Origin of the sequence: Acinetobacter sp. BMW17, from assembly GCF_001592855.1 — a bacterium.
GTDB lineage: Bacteria > Pseudomonadota > Gammaproteobacteria > Pseudomonadales > Moraxellaceae > Acinetobacter > Acinetobacter johnsonii.
In genome coordinates this window covers 24,807-41,306 of the sequence record NZ_LSOD01000032.1, presented here as the reverse complement: position 1 = coordinate 41,306, position 16,500 = coordinate 24,807, and the positions used below count along the sequence as shown (strand labels likewise).

Genomic DNA, 16,500 nt, shown 5'->3' with positions numbered 1-16,500 from the left:
ATGCAAAAAGAACGTGTATTGGTGACAGGAGCAAGTGGTTTTATTGGTTCAAACTTGCTCGATTATTTATTAGAAAAAGATTATGAAGTGATCGGCTTAAGTCGACAAAAGAATCTGCCTAAAATTCACCCGCATTTGACTTGGATTCGAACTTTAGACGAACTCAAGCATGATCGCATTGATTATGTGGTGAATTTGGCTGGGGAAAGTATTGCTCAGGGACGTTGGACAGATGCCCGCAAGCAAAAGCTGATCGCCAGTCGCATTGAAATGACGACGATGCTCTATCAATATCTCGCTAAAAGAAAGATTAAACCGAAATGTATTATTTCAGGTTCAGCAGTGGGTTATTATGGCATTGATCCGACTGAACAATGGACAGAGTGTTGTAATGAGCAGTCAGCGCCGCAGTCTATTTTTATGTCAGAGTTGTGTCAAAAATGGGAACAATCTGCACGGCAAGACACGTCGCAAAATACCAAAATTATTCGTTTAGGCGTGGTCTTTGGACGTGGGGCTGGCATTTTGCCACAAATGTTGTTTCCGATCAAAATGAACTTATGTGGACGTATTGGTTCGGGGCGGCAACCTGTGGTCTGGGTGCATATTCAAGATGTGCTGCGAGCGATTGAGTTTTTAATGCTGCATGAAACCACTGCACAAGTCTTTAATGTCGTCAGTCCAGAAAAAGTCACTCAGTCAGCATTTGCACAAACCGCAGCGCAAATTCTGAAACGTAGACCATTACTTTCTTTACCCGCTTTTGTGCTGAAGTTACTTTTAGGCGAGCAGTCTCAACTGGTGTTGAATGGTCAATTTGTTCGCCCCGAAGCATTGAAAGCACAGGGGTTTGAGTTTAAATATCCCACTTTAAAAGAAGCCTTAATCCATATTATTCAACCGCAAAATTTACCCAAGTAGCGTTTGATCAAGCAAAGCTTACCAAACGCTCAGGGCTATAGGCACTGGCGTCAACCGTTAAGCTTTGGCCTAACATCAATTCGCGTAGCAGTCGTGCAGATGCAGGCCCCATACATAGACCATTTCTATAGTGACCGAAATTTGCCCAGAGATTGGCTGTTTCGGGGAATGCTCCGATATAAGGGACGCCCGTTGGTGAACTTGGGCGTAGACCTGCCCAATGCTTCACAATTGGGAAATCGGCCAGCTCAGGTACCATATCCAAACATGCTTTATAAATATTTTGCTGGGTTTGTAGAGAAGGGCGTTGGTCAAAACCGACATCCGCCATGCTTGAACCACAAACGATATGACCATCTAAACGTGGAATCAGATACATAACCTGATTCATACACATGGTTGGTAGCCAGTTTTCAGGGGTTTTAAACAGCAGCATTTGTCCTTGTACGGGGTTCACTGGAATGCTGCACTGGAGTTGTTCGGACCAATGCTGTGACCATGCGCCTGTTGCAATCACAACATGATCCGCTGAATAGCTCTGACCATCGGCAGTTTTTATCCCTTGAACTTGCTGATTGACCATGTCAAAGGTATGTACCCACGCTTGCTCATGAAAGGTGACTTGTGGCTGCCGTTTGAGGTATTCCACAATCGACTTGAGCAGTCGAGGATTACGAACATTGGCTAACTGTGGAAAATGGATAGCTTTTTGAAAGCGCGAAGAAATGCGCGGATTGACCTGTTCCAGTTGTTCGCGTTGCAAAAGTTCACAATGCTGCATCGGTTCTTGATGTTGGTCTTTATAATTTAGGCCAATGTCAAAATCAGCTTCATCAAAAATCAGCATACCTGTTTCGTGGATTTCAAAATCTATCCCCGAAACAGGACTAACTTTTTCATTCCATGCTTGATACATGCTTTTGCCATATTTGGCGAGGTCATTGACACTTTGTGGATAGCGCCATGGGTACATCGGGGAGAGAATCCCTCCACCTGCCCATGAAGCCGCTTGTCCCGCTTGCTGTTGGTCAAAAATCTCAACCGAACAACCGTGTTCAATCAGCTCAAGCGCTGTCAGTAAACCACTGATTCCTGCGCCAATGATGGCAATATGCATTGCAACTCAATCCTTCTAAACAGGCTGTTACTTCATGTCTTTTAGTTTCAGTGCAGCTTCTTCTGCAAAATAGGTCCAGATGCCATCTGCACCCGCGCGGCGGCAGCTCATCAGTGATTCAATAATCACGCTGTCCGATAACCAGTCGTTTTGGATGGCCGCTGCGAGCATGGCATATTCGCCACTGACTTGGTAAACGAAAGTCGGCACACCGAAGTTGTCTTTGACTTCGCGGACAATGTCCAAATATGGCATACCCGGTTTCACAATCACCATGTCAGCCCCTTCTTGAATATCGAGGGCAATTTCGTGTAATGCTTCTGCGCGGTTGCCGACATCCATTTGATAGTTGTATTTGTTGCCACCTTTGAGGTTGCTGGATGAACCGACCGCATCACGGAAAGGGCCATAGAAGCTCGACGCGTATTTTGCTGAATAGGCCATGATTGAGGTGTAGATATGACCATTGGCTTCAAAGGCTTGGCGAATCGCACCGATACGACCATCCATCATGTCACTTGGCGCAAAGACATCTGCTCCAGCTTCAGCGTGGCTTAATCCTTGTTTGATCAGTGCTTCAACGGTTTCGTCATTGAGTACATAACCCGTGTCATCAATGATGCCGTCTTGACCGTGCGTAGTATACGGGTCAAGTGCGCCATCGGTAATCAGCACCATTTCAGGTAATTCTTTTTTGAGCAGACGTAGCGTGTTTTGAACCACACCATCTTCACGCCATGCTGCTTCGGCACTTAAGCTTTTATCTTCTTGGGGAGTAACTGGAAATAGCGCCAGTTTCGATACGCCAAGTTCAAGTAAACGTTCTGCTTTTTTTAAGAGTAAGTCCGCAGATAGGCGTTGCACCTTCGGCATACTGGGGATGTCTTGCGTCTGGTTCTGTCCCGGCAGGACAAATACTGGATAGATAAGATGATCTGTCGTTAAATGGGTCTCGCGAACCATAGAGCGCAGATGTTCATTTTTACGAATACGGCGCATGCGAGTAGCGGGGAAGGCGGGACGATTGAACGTATAGGTCATACAAATCTCGATAATCGGTATTAAACTAGGTCAGTATTGTAGACCTATCTTATGGCTTTGGGCACATATTGACGGGTTTTTATTGTTTTAAGAGTGAAGCAGATTGTTATGAGTAGTGGTGAAAAAAGCTGGACGGGCAGCATACACTTAGGAGCAAAAGTGGATATTGATGTGGTTTTTGAGCAGTTGGTTAAGGCTTTTAATGCGTCGCCATTTTTTAAGCACAACACCATGACCATGCGAGTCGTTGACGGGAAAATTGAAGCCTATATCGATATGCAAGATTACTTAATTGGCAATGTCGCGTTCCAAATTTTACATGGGGGCGTGGCTGCAACGGTTTTAGACAGTATTGGTGGCATTGTAGCGATGGGGGAGCTGTATAAAAAAGCGGAACCTGACACGATTGCGGACACCATTAAAAAAGTATCCCGTTTAGCTACAGTCGATATGCGGGTCGATTATCTCGCGCCGGGACGTGGAAAATACTTTATTGCCCGTGCTGAAACTCTAAGATTGGGGCGTAAAGGCTGCACGATGCGCATGACCATGGTCAATGACGAAGGCAAATCGATTGCAACAGCGATTGCTTCTTATGCTTATTAGTTTTAAATTAATTAAGTCTTTAATATTCAAGTGAAATTTATAGCATCCAACAGGAAGTTGGATGCTGAAAACTAAAATAGACTGAGCAGTTACAATTTATTTTCTCAAAATGTGATTATTTGCTCTTAGAATGCATCAAATTTTATTGTGACTTTCTCATCGACACCAATGCAGACAATACTTGTCTGATGTCCCTTTCGTAGGGATGATGCCGGCTGACCAAGTCTGTTAGATTTAGGAAAAATCAATGACAGATGCCCCAAATACACTGCCAGATACTGATCCAGCCGATCAAATCAATGATCAAGCACTGAAAGCTAAACGTAAGAAAAGCTTAGGTTTCGTGGCTGTGATCCTGATCATTGCTGCCATTTTATTCTTGATTTGGAAACTGTTCTTTAACCATTCGGTTTCAACTGATAATGCTTATGTGGGCGCGGAAACGGCCTCGATTACCTCTATGGTGACAGGCCAAGTTGAAAAAGTGTTGGTCAGTGACACGCAAACTGTAAAGCAAGGCGATGTGTTGGTTTTGGTCGATCATCGTGATGCCGAAATTGCTGTAGCGCAAGCTCAGGCCGAATTACTTAAAGCACAGCGCCAGTATAAACAAAGTGCGGCCAACAGCAGCTCTCTAAACTCGCAAGTCTTTGTGAGTGATGACGCCATTCATAGTGCTGAAGCACAAGTGGCTAAAGCCAAAGCGGAGTTAGATAAAGCGCAAGATGACTTGAATCGTCGTCAGCAGTTGAGTGCGACAGGCGCGATTTCTAAAGAAGAATTAAGCACGGCACAAGCTGCTTTAAATAATGCGCAAGCAGGCTATAACTTAGCGCAAGCGGGTTGGGCGCAGGCTAAATCCAGTCAGAAAGCTGCGCAAAGTAACTTGGCTGCAAATGAAGCTTTAATTCAAGGCAGCAATGAAAATTCGACCCCGGATGTTTTGGTCGCTCAAGCAAAACTAAAACAAGCCTTGCTTGATTTAGAACGTACTGAAATTAAAGCACCATTTGATGGGGTAGTGACGAGCCGAAAAATTCAAGTTGGACAGCGTGTGGCGCCAGGTTCTGTGCTCATGGTGGTGGTTCCAATTTCACAGTTATATGTCGACGCGAACTTTAAAGAAAGCCAGCTGGAAAATGTACGCCCAGGTCAAAAAGCGGTTTTAACCTCAGACTTGTATGGCGACTCAGTTGAGTTCCATGGCACGGTTCTGGGCTTCTCTGGTGGAACAGGTTCTGCCTTCGCGCTGATTCCTGCACAAAATGCCACAGGTAACTGGATTAAAGTGGTACAGCGTTTGCCTGTACGTATTCAACTCGACCCGAAAGAGTTGGCTGAACATCCTTTACGTGTTGGCTTGTCGATGGAAGCTCAAATCGATTTGAAATCGAAGTAGTTGCACATGAATAGCTATGTTCCCTATGGTGACTTAAAGGGTGGTCGCCTGATGTTGGCGGCTTTCGTCCTTGCATTGGCCAACTTTATGGTCGTGCTGGACATGACGATTGCCAATGTTTCTGTGCCTCATATTACGGGAAGCCTTGCAGTATCGAGTTCGCAAGGGACATGGGTGATTACCTCTTATGCCGTGGCTGAAGCGATTTGTGTTCCCTTAACAGGCTGGCTTGCAGGCCGTTTTGGAGGGGTAAGGGTTTTTACCTTAAGTCTGATTGGCTTCACCATATTTTCGGTACTGTGTGGTTTATCGACCAGTTTAGAAATGCTGGTCTTCTGCCGAATTGGCCAAGGTTTATTTGGTGGCCCGATCATGCCGCTCAGTCAGATGTTACTGATGCGGATTTTCCCTCCAGAAAAGCAATCCCAAGCGATGGGCATGTGGGCAATGACGACGGTGGTTGGCCCGATTCTTGGTCCGATTTTAGGGGGAACCATCAGTGACAACATGTCTTGGCACTGGATTTTCTTTATTAATATTCCCGTCGGTATAGCGTGTGCTTTTGCTGCGATGCGTCTACTTAAACCTGCGGAAACAGCAACGGCCAAACTCAAAATTGATCGCGGTGGATTGATCCTCCTGATTTTATGGATTGGGGCATTACAGCTCATGCTCGATTTGGGGCATGAACGCGACTGGTTTAATAGCCCTGCGATCGTGGTACTGGCTTTAACGGCTGTGATTGGTTTGGTGATTTTTACCATTTGGGAGCTGACCGAACGGCATCCAGTGGTGAATATTCAGATCTTTAGATACCGTAGTTTCACGATTTCTGTCTTGGCACTGGCCTTTGGCTTTGGTGCATTTTTCGGCAGTATTGTACTGATTCCGCAGTGGTTACAGATCAATTTGGGCTATACCGCAACTTGGGCAGGCTATTTAACGGCAACCATGGGTTTTGGCAGTTTAGCTATGTCACCCATTGTGGCGAAATTGGCAACCAAATATGACCAACGTGCACTGGCCAGTTTTGGTTTGAGCATCTTGGGTGGGGTGACCTTGATGCGCTCGTTCTGGACCACAGATGCTGACTTTTTTGCATTGGCATTGCCGCAAATCTTGCAAGGCTTTGCTGTGCCATTTTTCTTTATCCCATTATCAAACATGGCGCTGTCATCGGTATTGCCGCACGAAATGGCATCTGCCGCAGGTTTAATGAATTTCTTAAGAACTATGGCAGGTGCGATAGGCGCCTCTATTGCTGTCACTATTTGGGACGACCATACTAAAGTTGCACGTAGCGAAATGGTTGGTAGTTTGCATACAGATCAAACCCAGTCGGTGTTGATGCAGCAGGGAATGAGTGCGGAAGGTGCATTAGGCTATATTTCTAGTCTGGTGGATAAAGAAGCGTTGACCTTGTCGGCAAACTATATTTTCCTGATCTTGGCCTTGGTGTTCCTATTTGCAGCATCTATTATTTGGCTCTGCCCTAAACCTAAAATAGGGGCAGGCGGTGGCGGGCATGCGCATTAAGGTAATAAAAAACCGCTTTCTTGAAGCGGTTTTTTATTATGCAATTTTATGATGTTTTTGATATCTCAAAACAATAGCGTTAAATAATCAACGTTCTGACTTTGCACGTTTCAAGGCAGATTGCCATTGTTGTAAGTGAAACTCACGTTGATCTGGACTCATTTTGGGTTCAAAAGCACGTTCAAGCTGCCAAGACTGTGCAATTTCATCCAAACTTGAAAATACGCCACACCTTAACCCTGCCATGGCCGCTGCGCCCCATGCGGTCGACTCCTGCATCTTAGGGCGTAGTACAGGCACATTTAAAATATCGGCTTGAAACTGCATCAGCATGTCATTTTGGCTGGCACCACCATCGACGCGGAGCTCTTTCAGCGGCTGCTGGATATCGGCTTGCATGGCGGTCAGTACATCAGAGACTTGAAAGGCAATGGACTCTAAGGCTGCACGAGCGATATGGGCCTTATTGGTTCCACGCGACATTCCACATAAGAGGGCACGCGCTTCACTGTCCCAATGTGGTGCACCGAGTCCAGTAAATGCCGGAACTAGCATGACGCCATCGGTATCTTGAACTGTACAAGCTAATTTTTCAACATCGCTACTTTTTTGAATAATGCCTAAATTATCTCGTAGCCACTGAACAATCGCACCGGCCATAAATACACTGCCTTCTAGGGCATAAGTGGTTTGATGTTGCGTTTTCCAACCCAGCGTCGAAAGCAGTTTGTTCTTACTGTATTGAACGGTCTCGCCTGTATTGAACAGCATAAAACAACCTGTGCCATAGGTATTTTTGGCAGTCCCAATGTCAAAACAGGACTGTCCAAACAGCGCAGACTGTTGGTCGCCTAATATGCCTGTAATCGGAATATTGGCACCGAGTAAGCCTGCCGCGGTATCTGCGATATAGGTGTCTGAGTTGATGATTTTTGGCAGTAATGCAGGAGGAATATTAAATAAATCTAACAGCTCTTCATCCCACTGCTGCGTACTTAAGTTCATCAGCATCGTGCGAGAAGCATTGCTGACTTCGATGACATGTTGAGCACCTTGGGTAAGATTCCAAATCAGCCAACTATCAATCGTGCCAAAGGCCACATGCCCCTGTTCAGCCAGTGTGCGTAGACCATTGACATGCTCGAGTAACCAGACCAATTTTCCTGCACTAAAGTAAGGGTCAATTCGGAGTCCAGTTTTGGATTGAATCTTATCTTTTAGGTTTTGCTGTAGAAGCTGATTGCACCATTCAAATGCACGACGGTCTTGCCAGATAATGGCTGGTGCAAGCGGCTGACCTGTACGTTTATCCCATACGACAGTCGTTTCTCTTTGATTAGTAAGACCAATGGCTTTGATGTCTTTGGCTAAAATACGAGCAGAGGCCAGAGCTTGCTGTACAACAGCAATTTGTGAGCTCCAAATCTCTTGGGCATCTTGTTCTACCCAGCCTGATTGAGGGGTATGTATACGCGTTTCGCGTTGCGCCGTTGCCTGAACTTGACCTTGTTCATTGAAAATAATGGCACGACTCGAAGTGGTTCCTTGGTCGAGTGCAAGTAAGTAGCTCATAAATTATTTTATTGTTGGACTTGAAAACCAAAATATTAGCGCAATTATGTAATTAAGCGCATCAATATGTGTGTTTGTTTAGAAAATAGATCGTATTTTCTAGCAACTATGCTATGATTACCGCTACTTTGGGGGTGTTTCTGGCTTCGACGCTGGTGATGAAACTCATAGATGCATGTCGAGAGCGCATTTTCTCTCGTAAATCAAATTTGCATTTTTTAGTCGCAAACGACGAATCATACGCTCTAGCTGCCTAAGGGCAGCTTGTCCGCCTCTCCGAATACTTGTGGTTAGAGAGTCCGACTGAAGCGCACGCACACAAGTCCGTATAAAACTAAGCCTCGGGGTTTTGTACTAAATTAAGAGGATCGCGATTTGTACCCTGTTCGTCGGGTCACAAAGAGTTAAAACAGTAGACGATATCTAAGCATGTAGTATTCTCGAGCGTAGTGCTGGCGGACGCGGGTTCAACTCCCGCCACCTCCACCAAAATTTAATTCAGAGCGGTTCGACTGAATATAGAAAAGCCTTTAAACTCAATGTTTAAGGGCTTTTTTATTAGCTGTATTGTCCGATACTGTCCTAAGCGATTTGACCCTATTTTTGCTTTGTGTGGGTAAAAATTGGCAAAATTTACCCAGAAATTAACACAACAAATTCTGGTTAAAGATATGTCACTCACAGATGCAGAATGTAGAAAAGCTCAACCGAAAGACAAGCAATATCGTCTATCAGATTCACATGGCTTATCGCTAATTATTACGACTAAAGGTCAAAAATATTGGAATGTCCGCTACACTGTTCATGGTCAGCGTCAATCTGAGTCACTAGGACCATACCCAGAACTTAGTTTGAAAAAAGCTAGAGAAATGGCTTATGAACTTAAGTATAAACATTCAAAATCAGTACTTCATGAGGACATAAAGCCTTTCTTTAAAGAAGTCGCTGAAAATTGGTTTGAGAATCAGAAGGAAACGTGGTCCCCGAAGCATATTAGCAATGTCAGAGCATCTCTAGATGAATTGTATCTTTCATTAGAAAATAAGCGTATTAATCAGATTCAAGCACCTGAAATTTTACAGATCATAAAAAAGATTGAGGCGAGAGGCTCACTTGAAGTAGCCAAACGTACTTCCAATTTTTCAAGGTTGGCAGCGATACTATGGTCGATTCCATGGTTCAGCAATGTCAGCGATCTGGCAACACATGAATGCTTATCTTATACGCTGGATGAGGCGTAAGTATAAAAACTTGGCTCGTCATAAAAGACGGGCTAGATATGCCTTAGGGCGACTTGCGCGTGATTTTCCAAATGCCTTTGTGCACTGGAAAATGGGATGTTTACCATCGGTTGGATAATGGGAGCCGGATGAGCTGAGAGGTTCACGTCCGGTTCTGCGAGGGGCTAAGGGTGAGATTCCCTTGGTCTACTCACCCTTATATTCGCACATGGCAAGACTGGTTATATCTGGCTGTGGTTCTTGATTTATATTCAAGAAAAGTGATCGGTTGGTCAATGAAATCTACGCTTGCCAAAGATATCGTACTTGATGCTCTACTCATGGCAGTATGGCGACGCAGACCTAATGAACCTGTGATCATACACTCAGACCAAGGCTCACAATACAGTAGCGGAGACTGGAAAAAATTCTGTCAGAAGCATAACTTAATACCTAGCATGAGCCGCAGAGGAAACTGCTGGGATAATGCCGTTGCAGAATCCTTTTTTAGTAGCTTAAAGAAGGAAAGAATTAAAAAGAGAATTTATAAAACACGCGAAATGGCGCGTGCGGATGTGTTTGATTACATCGAGATGTTTTATAATCGAATCAGGCGTCATTCGCATCTTGATGGGATGAGTCCAGAAGCATTCGAGGCAGCTTCAAAATGAGGCTACTTCAATGTCTAGGATACTGGGAGCAGTCCAAGTCTAACTAGCCCTATTATTTGTGTTTAGTCCGTAAACTAGAGAAAATCACAAAAAATTCATGATCGTATTATTATGCTTTTAGTTGAATTAAAGTTGACTCAAGTTATGTAAATGAGTTGATAGAACTTATTGAAGCTTCATAGTAATTAAAATGAGAATGGCATGAATCAATTTTCTGAAGAAGACTTATCCAGAATTATCGAAATGGCCTGGGAGGATCGAACCCCATTTGAAGCCATTCAATGTGAGTTTGGTTTGAACGAAGCGGCAGTGATCCGCTTGATGCGGCAAAATATGAAACCCAGTAGCTTTAAAATGTGGCGTGCACGTGTGACAGGCCGAAAAACCAAGCATCTGCAGCTGCGTTTACCTGATGTGATACGGGCCTATTGTTCACGCCAATACAAGCGTTTCTAAGTGTTTGATTTTGATTACCGTCTGGACTCACGTTTACATCGTTCAGAACAATATTGTACTTCCTCCCAGCAGCGGTGCCATTTCTTGCGCCAAGTAAAAGGGCGCAAACAATGGATACAGATTTTTTCAGGGAGATGCTGTTTTTTCATCGTTTATAACTCATTGATCTGGCTAAGAAGTTGCTGGGCATGGCTGATAATCTGATGCCGATCTTTAAGTTTATCTAGCTGTCGATAGATCATGCCCATACGTGGATGAGTACGAAATTTCGCCTCATTCCGGATCATAAAATACCAGTACAGGCTATTGAACGGACAGCTATCTAGCTCGGTCCGAGTTTTGACATTGTAGCTACAGTACTTACAGTAATCGGACATCTTATGGATGTAATTGCCCGAGGCCGCATAGGGTTTGCTGGCCATCAAGCCGCTATCGGCATGCATCACCATACCCAGCGTGTTCGGTAGTTCTACCCATTCATAGGCATCGGCATAGACTGCCAGATACCACTCGCTGATCTGCTGCGGGTCTACACCAGTTAATAAGGCAAAATTTCCAGTCACCATCAAACGCTGGATATGATGTGCATAGGCATGCTGAAAAGTATTACGGAAACACTCAGCCATACAGTTCATCCGAGTACGGCCAGTCCAGTAAAATTGTGGCAATGGTGCTGAGTGCTGCAGTGCATTGCGGCTGGCATATTCTGGCATGTACAGCCAGTAAATTCCGCGAACATATTCGCGCCAGCCGAGAATTTGTCGGATAAAACCTTCCACTGCATTCAGTGGTGCATGACCGGCATGGTATGCAGCTTCTGCCGCATCACAGACTTCTTTAGGTAGTAGCAGACCACAGTTCAGATAAGGTGAGAGCAGGCTGTGAAACAGCATGTCTGAGTCTTGAACCATGGCATCTTGATAATCGCCAAAATGTGGCAAACTGTGGGTAATGAAATGCTCCAGTGCAAGCAGAGCATTGCTACGTGTGGTGCCCCAGCGGAAGTTGTCAAGGCTGCCAGAGTGACGGGAAAATTCACGTTCAACCAATTCAAGCACATCCAGATCAATCTGATCGTGTTCAAAGTGAAGTGGTGCAGGCAAAGGGGGATTGCCAGCCCAGGCCTTACGATTGGCGCTGTCATAGTTCCACTGTTCTCCAAACGGCTGCTGTCCCTGCATCAAGTAACCGGTCTGCTTGCGCATTTCCCGGTAAAAATATTCCATACGCAGTGTCTGGTAGCGGCTGGCCCAGTGCCGGAACTGCTCCGGACTACAGAAAAAACGTTCATCATTTAGGCATTGTACTGGCAATTGCAGCTGCTGGCTCCAATACTGTTCAATCTGCTGCTGTAAACGATATTCCCCGCAGTGCGTAATGACCAGTTCTGTGACTGGTAAGAGTTGCTGTTGTGACTCTACGAAATCCAGCAGGCTACGAATCGGACTATCAGATTTAAAAGCATGGTAACGTACACGCCAGCCTTCTGCTTTGAGTTCTTTGGCAAAATGACGCATGGCGCTAAAAATCAGGGCAATTTTCTGCGGATGATGGGCGACATAAGTGGCTTCCTCAACAACTTCGGCCATCAGGATCACATCCCTGATACGATCTAGCGCTTTGAGCGTAGCAAGCTGATGATGAAGCTGGTCACCCAGAATTAAACCGAAACGCATAGCCATTCCAGACCCTATGAAAGATAGCGCAGTGTAAGTCAAGACAGTTCAATTTTTTGTGAAAATAAAGATCATCCTGCATGTTGAATCAATCCAACTCGACCAGATGACCCGCTGACATCGCACAGAAATCATAAGTACTGCTATAACAAAATATTCATCCCTTCAATGCTAAAGCCAGTTGATGAAACTCGCTTTACATGATTTCTTAATACATGAGTAGTGTGAAAATTATGTGATTTTAATCAAAAAGATACAAATTATTATGGTTGTAATTCAAGTAGCTCACGCCTAGTATCTGGCTTGAAGTTACTCCATGTGAGCTTCCTTAGTTTTGTCCCATATACCCCTCTGTATGGGATTTTTTTAATCAGGGAATTGTCATGAGCATGCATTCAAAAGCGTATATTTTTAGACAGCAGCAATTACTAGTGGATGAGCATTTTCAGTTGCCGCAGGTAGAAAGACTACAGCACGACCTAAACCTGTCGGAAAATTGCGAGATCATTGCTCGTGACCTGAAAGAAGACGAACCGATGCCGGAAGGTTATCAGCTGGTTCCAATCCGGCAACTGGTGCAAGTCTGGAGCAGACCGCAGTTTGAACAGGCCAGCCGTGCGGTACAGTTACTGGAATGGCGCCGTAACCACCGCTTTTGCAGTAAATGCGGACACGCCACCCAGCAGCATGTCAGCCAGTATGCCATGATCTGTCCATCCTGTGGCTATAACCAGTATCCGCGGGTGAATCCCTGCGTAATTACCATCATTACCCGAGGTACAGATGAAATTCTGCTGGCAAAAAATGCTCGCAACAAAACCCAGATGTACAGCCTGATTGCAGGCTTTGTTGAAGTTGGAGAAACCCTAGAAGAGGCAGTAAGCCGTGAAACGCTGGAAGAAGTGGGGCTACAAATCAAAAATATTCAATATCTAGCCAGTCAGCCGTGGCCGTTTCCCAGCAATCTGATGATGGCCTTCAAGGCAGAATATCAGGGAGGGGAAATTCAGATTCAAGAAAATGAACTCAGCGATGCGCAATTTTTTAAATTTGATCAGTTACCCGAGATTCCGTTCAAGGGCAGTATCGCCTATGCCATGATTCAGCATGTGATATATGGAACGCCTGTTGCAGATGACAGCAAAGAATGGCTTTGAAAAAGTAATTCTGTTTGGGTCTCTCAAATAAACTGCTATAACGCCCTAGGTAATGAATCTTCAGATGGCATTTCCTGATCTGGAGAAACTGAATCGTATCATTTGATCTTCACGCTTTGTTCACATCTAACTGGGTTATCTTAATCCTGAAACCCAACAAGGCTAAAAAATGAAGATGCGATTTAAGTCAGCTTTTGCAGCGATAGCACTGTCTATCATCAGCTTAAGTACAACGACTCAAGCAGAAACTGCTGCGCCTCAGGCAGTTGATCGGGTAGATATCCAGAAGTATGCCGGTAAATGGTATGAAATTGCGCATTTACCGATGTATTTTCAGCGTAAATGTATAGCTAATATCACGGCACAATATAGCGTCAATGCCGATCAAACTATCGGGGTATTGAATAGCTGCCGAATTGCCAATGGCGAAATAATTAGATCTCAAGGTGTTGCGTATTCGCAAAATCAGGGGAACAGCAAACTGAAGGTCAGCTTTTTGCCTAAAGGTTTAAGATGGATCCCCTTTACTAAAGGTCATTACTGGGTATTACGAGTAGACCCGGAATATAAAGTGGCACTCGTGGGTGGCCCAAGTAATAAATACCTATGGATTTTGTCTCGTGAACCGCAACTAGATGAAGCCACCTATCAGTCCTATCTGGATACAGCAAAATATTATGGTTATGACATCACAAAACTGATCAAATTGCCTCATTAATCTGCTAACCTTTTGCCGAACTGATAATCTCTCTACAGTTCGGTTTTTTTTCCTTACTTCACATAAAATTCATACCTGACTGATTACACTCATCAAATAGAATAAATACAATCGCTCGAAAGTAGGATGAGTCCATGTTGAAAAGTCTGATGCGATGGATAGACAGCTGGTCTACACCCACAGCACCCGAAACACTGACGGCTGAAAACAGCAAGATTCAGTGGCAGCGGATTTTACCTTTTATTCTGTTGCATCTGGCTTGTCTAGCAGTGTTCTGGGTGGGAGTGTCGTGGTTTGCAGTGGGCTTTATGATGCTGTTCTACCTGATTCGTATGTTTTCCATTACGGCTTTTTTTCATCGCTATTTATCGCATAAAACCTTTCAGACCTCGCGTCCAGTGCAGTTCCTATTTGTATTACTAGGCACCATGAGTGCACAGCGTGGCCCCTTATGGTGGGCAGCCCATCATCGTTATCACCACCGCTATACAGATTCTTCACAAGACCCGCATTCATCTACCCACGGTTTTTGGTATAGCCATGTGGGTTGGTTTCTGAATGAATATAACTTTGCCACGCGTAAAGAAGTCATCAAAGACTGGCTGAAATATCCGGAATTAATCTGGCTAGACCGGTTTAGTCTAATTGTGGTGCTGTTGACCGCGGGTGGGATTTATGTGCTAGGAGAATGGCTGGCAATAGCTTGGCCGCAACTGGGGACTTCCGGCTTGCAATTACTAGTCTGGGGATTTGTGGTGTCCACCGTGTTGCTGATCCATGCGACCTTATGTATCAATTCACTTGCGCATCATTACGGTAGCCGTGATTTTGACACTGATGATCAAAGCCGTAACAATTTATTCTTGTCTATCATTACCTTGGGCGAAGGCTGGCACAACAATCACCATTATTATGCAGGCAGTACCCGACAGGGCTTTTACTGGTGGCAGATTGATGTGACCTATTACCTCCTAAAAATTATGTCTTGGCTCGGGATAGTCTGGGGTTTAAAGCCAATTCCAAAACGGGTCTATGACGTCAGTAAAATTGCACAAGCTCGAAAACAGAGAAAAGTAGCCAAAACAGGCGCTCCTACTATTCATTCGAAGGAATCACCATGAAAATTGCGATTATTGGTTCAGGTATTTCCGGTTTGTATGCGGCTTGGAAATTAGGTAAAGTGCATGACGTTACCGTCTTTGAAAAGAATAACTACTTTGGCGGCCATACCGATACCCATCAGTTGAATATAGATGGCGAACAGGTCGCGGTGGACAGTGGCTTTATTGTATTTAATGAGCATAACTATCCACTGTTCTGTGCAATGCTCAAAGAACTCGGGATTCAATCGCAAAGCAGTGACATGGGCTTTTCGGTGAACAATCAGGTCACTGGCTTGCAGTACAATCCTTCAAAAAAATTCTCGCTGTTGTTCCGACCGCAAAACTTCTTTAACGCTGATTTTCGCGTGATGTTGTCGGATCTGTTCCGTTTCTATGCGGCGAATAAAGATATTGATGTTGAACAGGTCGATGCACAGCTCAGTATTGATGCATATCTCAATCGACATGACTATTCCGAAGCCTTTCGTCAGGAACATCTCTATCCGATGTGCGGGGCGCTATGGTCTTGTCCAGTAGAGCAAGCTGGACAGATTCCGTATAAATTTGTGGTGAGCTTTTTTCAGCACCATCGTATGTTGCAGCTGAAAGAGCGACCTTCGTGGCTTACGGTCAAGGGTGGATCAGCTCGTTATGTTCGTGCCATTCAGGCCCAATCGAATATGACTTTCCGCAAGACAGGTGTGCTTCATGTATCCCGTAGTGCCAATGATGTAGTGATTGAAACTGGACAGGGCAGTGAACGTTTTGACTGGGTCATTTTTGCCAGCCATGCTGATGATAGCTTGAATTTACTTACAGACCCGTCAGCGCAAGAGCGGGAAGTACTTGGCAAGTTTCGTTATCAGGATAACCATATGGTGGTGCATTCCGATACTCATATCATGCCCAAATCCAGACACCAATGGGCCAGCTGGCATGTACATGTGACACCTAGTCGTGCAACCGAATCAACTCCATTCCAGCATAGTGGCATGCATTATGGTTTCAGTTACTGGATGAACCAGTTGCAAAACCTGAATTGTAAAACTCAAATCTTTGCCACACTCAATCCTAACTTTAACCTCGATCCGAAAAAAATATGGGTAGAACGATATTACCGTCATCCAGTATTTGATGCTGCCGCGATTGAGGCACAACAACGTTGGGCTGAGGTTAATGGTCAGAACCGGACGTCATACTGTGGTGCCTACTGGGGCTGGGGCTTTCATGAAGATGGAGCGCGTAGTGCTTCATGGGTTGTAAATCAGTTGCTGCAACACACTGAGCAAGCGGCTTAGGAGTACAGA

The 16,500-nt window shown here is 44.8% G+C and carries 14 protein-coding genes, 1 other RNA gene and 3 pseudogenes; 13 read left to right on the top strand and 5 right to left on the bottom strand.

Annotated features, from left to right (window positions below):
- Positions 1-921: a TIGR01777 family oxidoreductase gene (locus tag AXW61_RS10240; protein ID WP_062034230.1), complete on the top strand. Its 921-nt coding sequence runs from the start codon at positions 1-3 to the stop codon at positions 919-921.
- Positions 922-928: 7 nt separating this feature from the next.
- Here the strand turns inward: AXW61_RS10240 and thiO are convergent, their stop codons facing one another.
- Entirely contained in the window at positions 929-2,038 is a 1,110-nt protein-coding gene (thiO, locus tag AXW61_RS10235; RefSeq protein ID WP_062034229.1) for a glycine oxidase ThiO, read from the bottom strand.
- A gap of 27 nt (positions 2,039-2,065) precedes the next feature.
- On the bottom strand, positions 2,066-3,079 hold the full coding sequence (hemB, locus tag AXW61_RS10230; protein WP_062034228.1) for a porphobilinogen synthase: 1,014 nt from the start codon (positions 3,077-3,079) through the stop codon (positions 2,066-2,068).
- Between the two features lie 108 nt (positions 3,080-3,187).
- On the opposite strand from hemB, the gene AXW61_RS10225 reads away from it, so the two are divergent.
- The 3 genes from AXW61_RS10225 to AXW61_RS10215 all read left to right on the top strand — a co-directional run bounded on the left by AXW61_RS10225 (position 3,188) and on the right by AXW61_RS10215 (position 6,620).
- On the top strand, positions 3,188-3,685 hold the full coding sequence (locus AXW61_RS10225) for a thioesterase family protein (protein ID WP_058952291.1): 498 nt from the start codon (positions 3,188-3,190) through the stop codon (positions 3,683-3,685).
- Between the two features lie 247 nt (positions 3,686-3,932).
- Entirely contained in the window at positions 3,933-5,084 is a 1,152-nt protein-coding gene (locus AXW61_RS10220) for an efflux RND transporter periplasmic adaptor subunit (protein WP_062034227.1), read from the top strand.
- Positions 5,085-5,090: 6 nt separating this feature from the next.
- Complete coding sequence (locus tag AXW61_RS10215) at positions 5,091-6,620, top strand: DHA2 family efflux MFS transporter permease subunit (RefSeq protein WP_004984332.1); 1,530 nt, start codon at positions 5,091-5,093, stop codon at positions 6,618-6,620.
- Positions 6,621-6,707: 87 nt separating this feature from the next.
- On the opposite strand, the gene glpK is transcribed toward AXW61_RS10215, so the two are convergent.
- Entirely contained in the window at positions 6,708-8,192 is a 1,485-nt protein-coding gene (gene glpK, locus AXW61_RS10210; protein ID WP_062034226.1) for a glycerol kinase GlpK, read from the bottom strand.
- Between the two features lie 130 nt (positions 8,193-8,322).
- On the opposite strand from glpK, the gene ssrA reads away from it, so the two are divergent.
- The 5 genes and pseudogenes from ssrA (at position 8,323) to AXW61_RS10190 (ending at position 10,539) form a co-directional block, all read left to right on the top strand.
- Positions 8,323-8,681: a transfer-messenger RNA gene (gene ssrA / locus AXW61_RS10205) on the top strand.
- A 182-nt stretch (positions 8,682-8,863) separates the two neighbouring features.
- Positions 8,864-9,325: pseudogene (locus AXW61_RS10200) on the top strand (integrase arm-type DNA-binding domain-containing protein); the annotation flags it as partial.
- Position 9,326: 1 nt separating this feature from the next.
- A pseudogene (locus AXW61_RS17240) lies at positions 9,327-9,551 on the top strand (group II intron maturase-specific domain-containing protein); the annotation flags it as partial.
- 79 nt (positions 9,552-9,630) lie between these two features.
- A pseudogene (locus AXW61_RS10195) lies at positions 9,631-10,083 on the top strand (IS3 family transposase); the annotation flags it as partial.
- 201 nt (positions 10,084-10,284) lie between these two features.
- A complete protein-coding gene (locus AXW61_RS10190; RefSeq protein ID WP_058952279.1) occupies positions 10,285-10,539 on the top strand; it encodes a TIGR03643 family protein in 255 nt (84 codons plus the stop codon).
- Positions 10,540-10,553: 14 nt separating this feature from the next.
- Here the strand turns inward: AXW61_RS10190 and AXW61_RS17235 are convergent, their stop codons facing one another.
- Both AXW61_RS17235 and AXW61_RS10185 read right to left on the bottom strand, forming a co-directional pair.
- Entirely contained in the window at positions 10,554-10,688 is a 135-nt protein-coding gene (locus AXW61_RS17235; RefSeq protein ID WP_081408287.1) for a DUF2256 domain-containing protein, read from the bottom strand.
- Between the two features lie 3 nt (positions 10,689-10,691).
- Complete coding sequence (locus AXW61_RS10185; RefSeq protein ID WP_062034225.1) at positions 10,692-12,215, bottom strand: cryptochrome/photolyase family protein; 1,524 nt, start codon at positions 12,213-12,215, stop codon at positions 10,692-10,694.
- 383 nt (positions 12,216-12,598) lie between these two features.
- Between AXW61_RS10185 and nudC the strand changes: the two genes are divergently transcribed.
- From nudC to AXW61_RS10165, 4 genes are all read left to right on the top strand, one after another.
- On the top strand, positions 12,599-13,372 hold the full coding sequence (gene nudC, locus AXW61_RS10180) for an NAD(+) diphosphatase (RefSeq protein WP_062034224.1): 774 nt from the start codon (positions 12,599-12,601) through the stop codon (positions 13,370-13,372).
- Between the two features lie 169 nt (positions 13,373-13,541).
- Positions 13,542-14,090 carry a lipocalin family protein gene (locus AXW61_RS10175; RefSeq protein ID WP_062034223.1) on the top strand — a complete coding sequence of 183 codons (549 nt, stop codon included), beginning with the start codon at positions 13,542-13,544 and terminating at the stop codon, positions 14,088-14,090.
- A gap of 134 nt (positions 14,091-14,224) precedes the next feature.
- Complete coding sequence (locus AXW61_RS10170) at positions 14,225-15,211, top strand: acyl-CoA desaturase (RefSeq protein WP_062034222.1); 987 nt, start codon at positions 14,225-14,227, stop codon at positions 15,209-15,211.
- A complete protein-coding gene (locus AXW61_RS10165) occupies positions 15,208-16,491 on the top strand; it encodes an FAD-dependent oxidoreductase (RefSeq protein WP_062034221.1) in 1,284 nt (427 codons plus the stop codon). The genes AXW61_RS10170 and AXW61_RS10165 overlap by 4 nt, the downstream gene beginning before the upstream one ends.
- Positions 16,492-16,500 lie beyond the last annotated feature (9 nt).

Excerpts from the sequence above, each read along its gene's own strand:
- AXW61_RS10225 (WP_058952291.1), top strand. The coding sequence starts at position 3,188 with ATGAGTAGTGGTGAAAAAAGCTGGACGGGCAGCATACACTTAGGAGCA.
- AXW61_RS10170 (WP_062034222.1), top strand. The coding sequence starts at position 14,225 with ATGTTGAAAAGTCTGATGCGATGGATAGACAGCTGGTCTACACCCACA.
- AXW61_RS10215 (WP_004984332.1), top strand. The coding sequence starts at position 5,091 with ATGAATAGCTATGTTCCCTATGGTGACTTAAAGGGTGGTCGCCTGATG.
- nudC (WP_062034224.1), top strand. The coding sequence starts at position 12,599 with ATGAGCATGCATTCAAAAGCGTATATTTTTAGACAGCAGCAATTACTA.
- AXW61_RS17235 (WP_081408287.1), bottom strand. The coding sequence starts at position 10,688 with ATGAAAAAACAGCATCTCCCTGAAAAAATCTGTATCCATTGTTTGCGC.
- AXW61_RS10175 (WP_062034223.1), top strand. The coding sequence starts at position 13,542 with ATGAAGATGCGATTTAAGTCAGCTTTTGCAGCGATAGCACTGTCTATC.
- AXW61_RS10190 (WP_058952279.1), top strand. The coding sequence starts at position 10,285 with ATGAATCAATTTTCTGAAGAAGACTTATCCAGAATTATCGAAATGGCC.
- AXW61_RS10220 (WP_062034227.1), top strand. The coding sequence starts at position 3,933 with ATGACAGATGCCCCAAATACACTGCCAGATACTGATCCAGCCGATCAA.
- hemB (WP_062034228.1), bottom strand. The coding sequence starts at position 3,079 with ATGACCTATACGTTCAATCGTCCCGCCTTCCCCGCTACTCGCATGCGC.
- AXW61_RS10240 (WP_062034230.1), top strand. The coding sequence starts at position 1 with ATGCAAAAAGAACGTGTATTGGTGACAGGAGCAAGTGGTTTTATTGGT.
- glpK (WP_062034226.1), bottom strand. The coding sequence starts at position 8,192 with ATGAGCTACTTACTTGCACTCGACCAAGGAACCACTTCGAGTCGTGCC.
- AXW61_RS10185 (WP_062034225.1), bottom strand. The coding sequence starts at position 12,215 with ATGCGTTTCGGTTTAATTCTGGGTGACCAGCTTCATCATCAGCTTGCT.
- AXW61_RS10165 (WP_062034221.1), top strand. The coding sequence starts at position 15,208 with ATGAAAATTGCGATTATTGGTTCAGGTATTTCCGGTTTGTATGCGGCT.
- thiO (WP_062034229.1), bottom strand. The coding sequence starts at position 2,038 with ATGCATATTGCCATCATTGGCGCAGGAATCAGTGGTTTACTGACAGCG.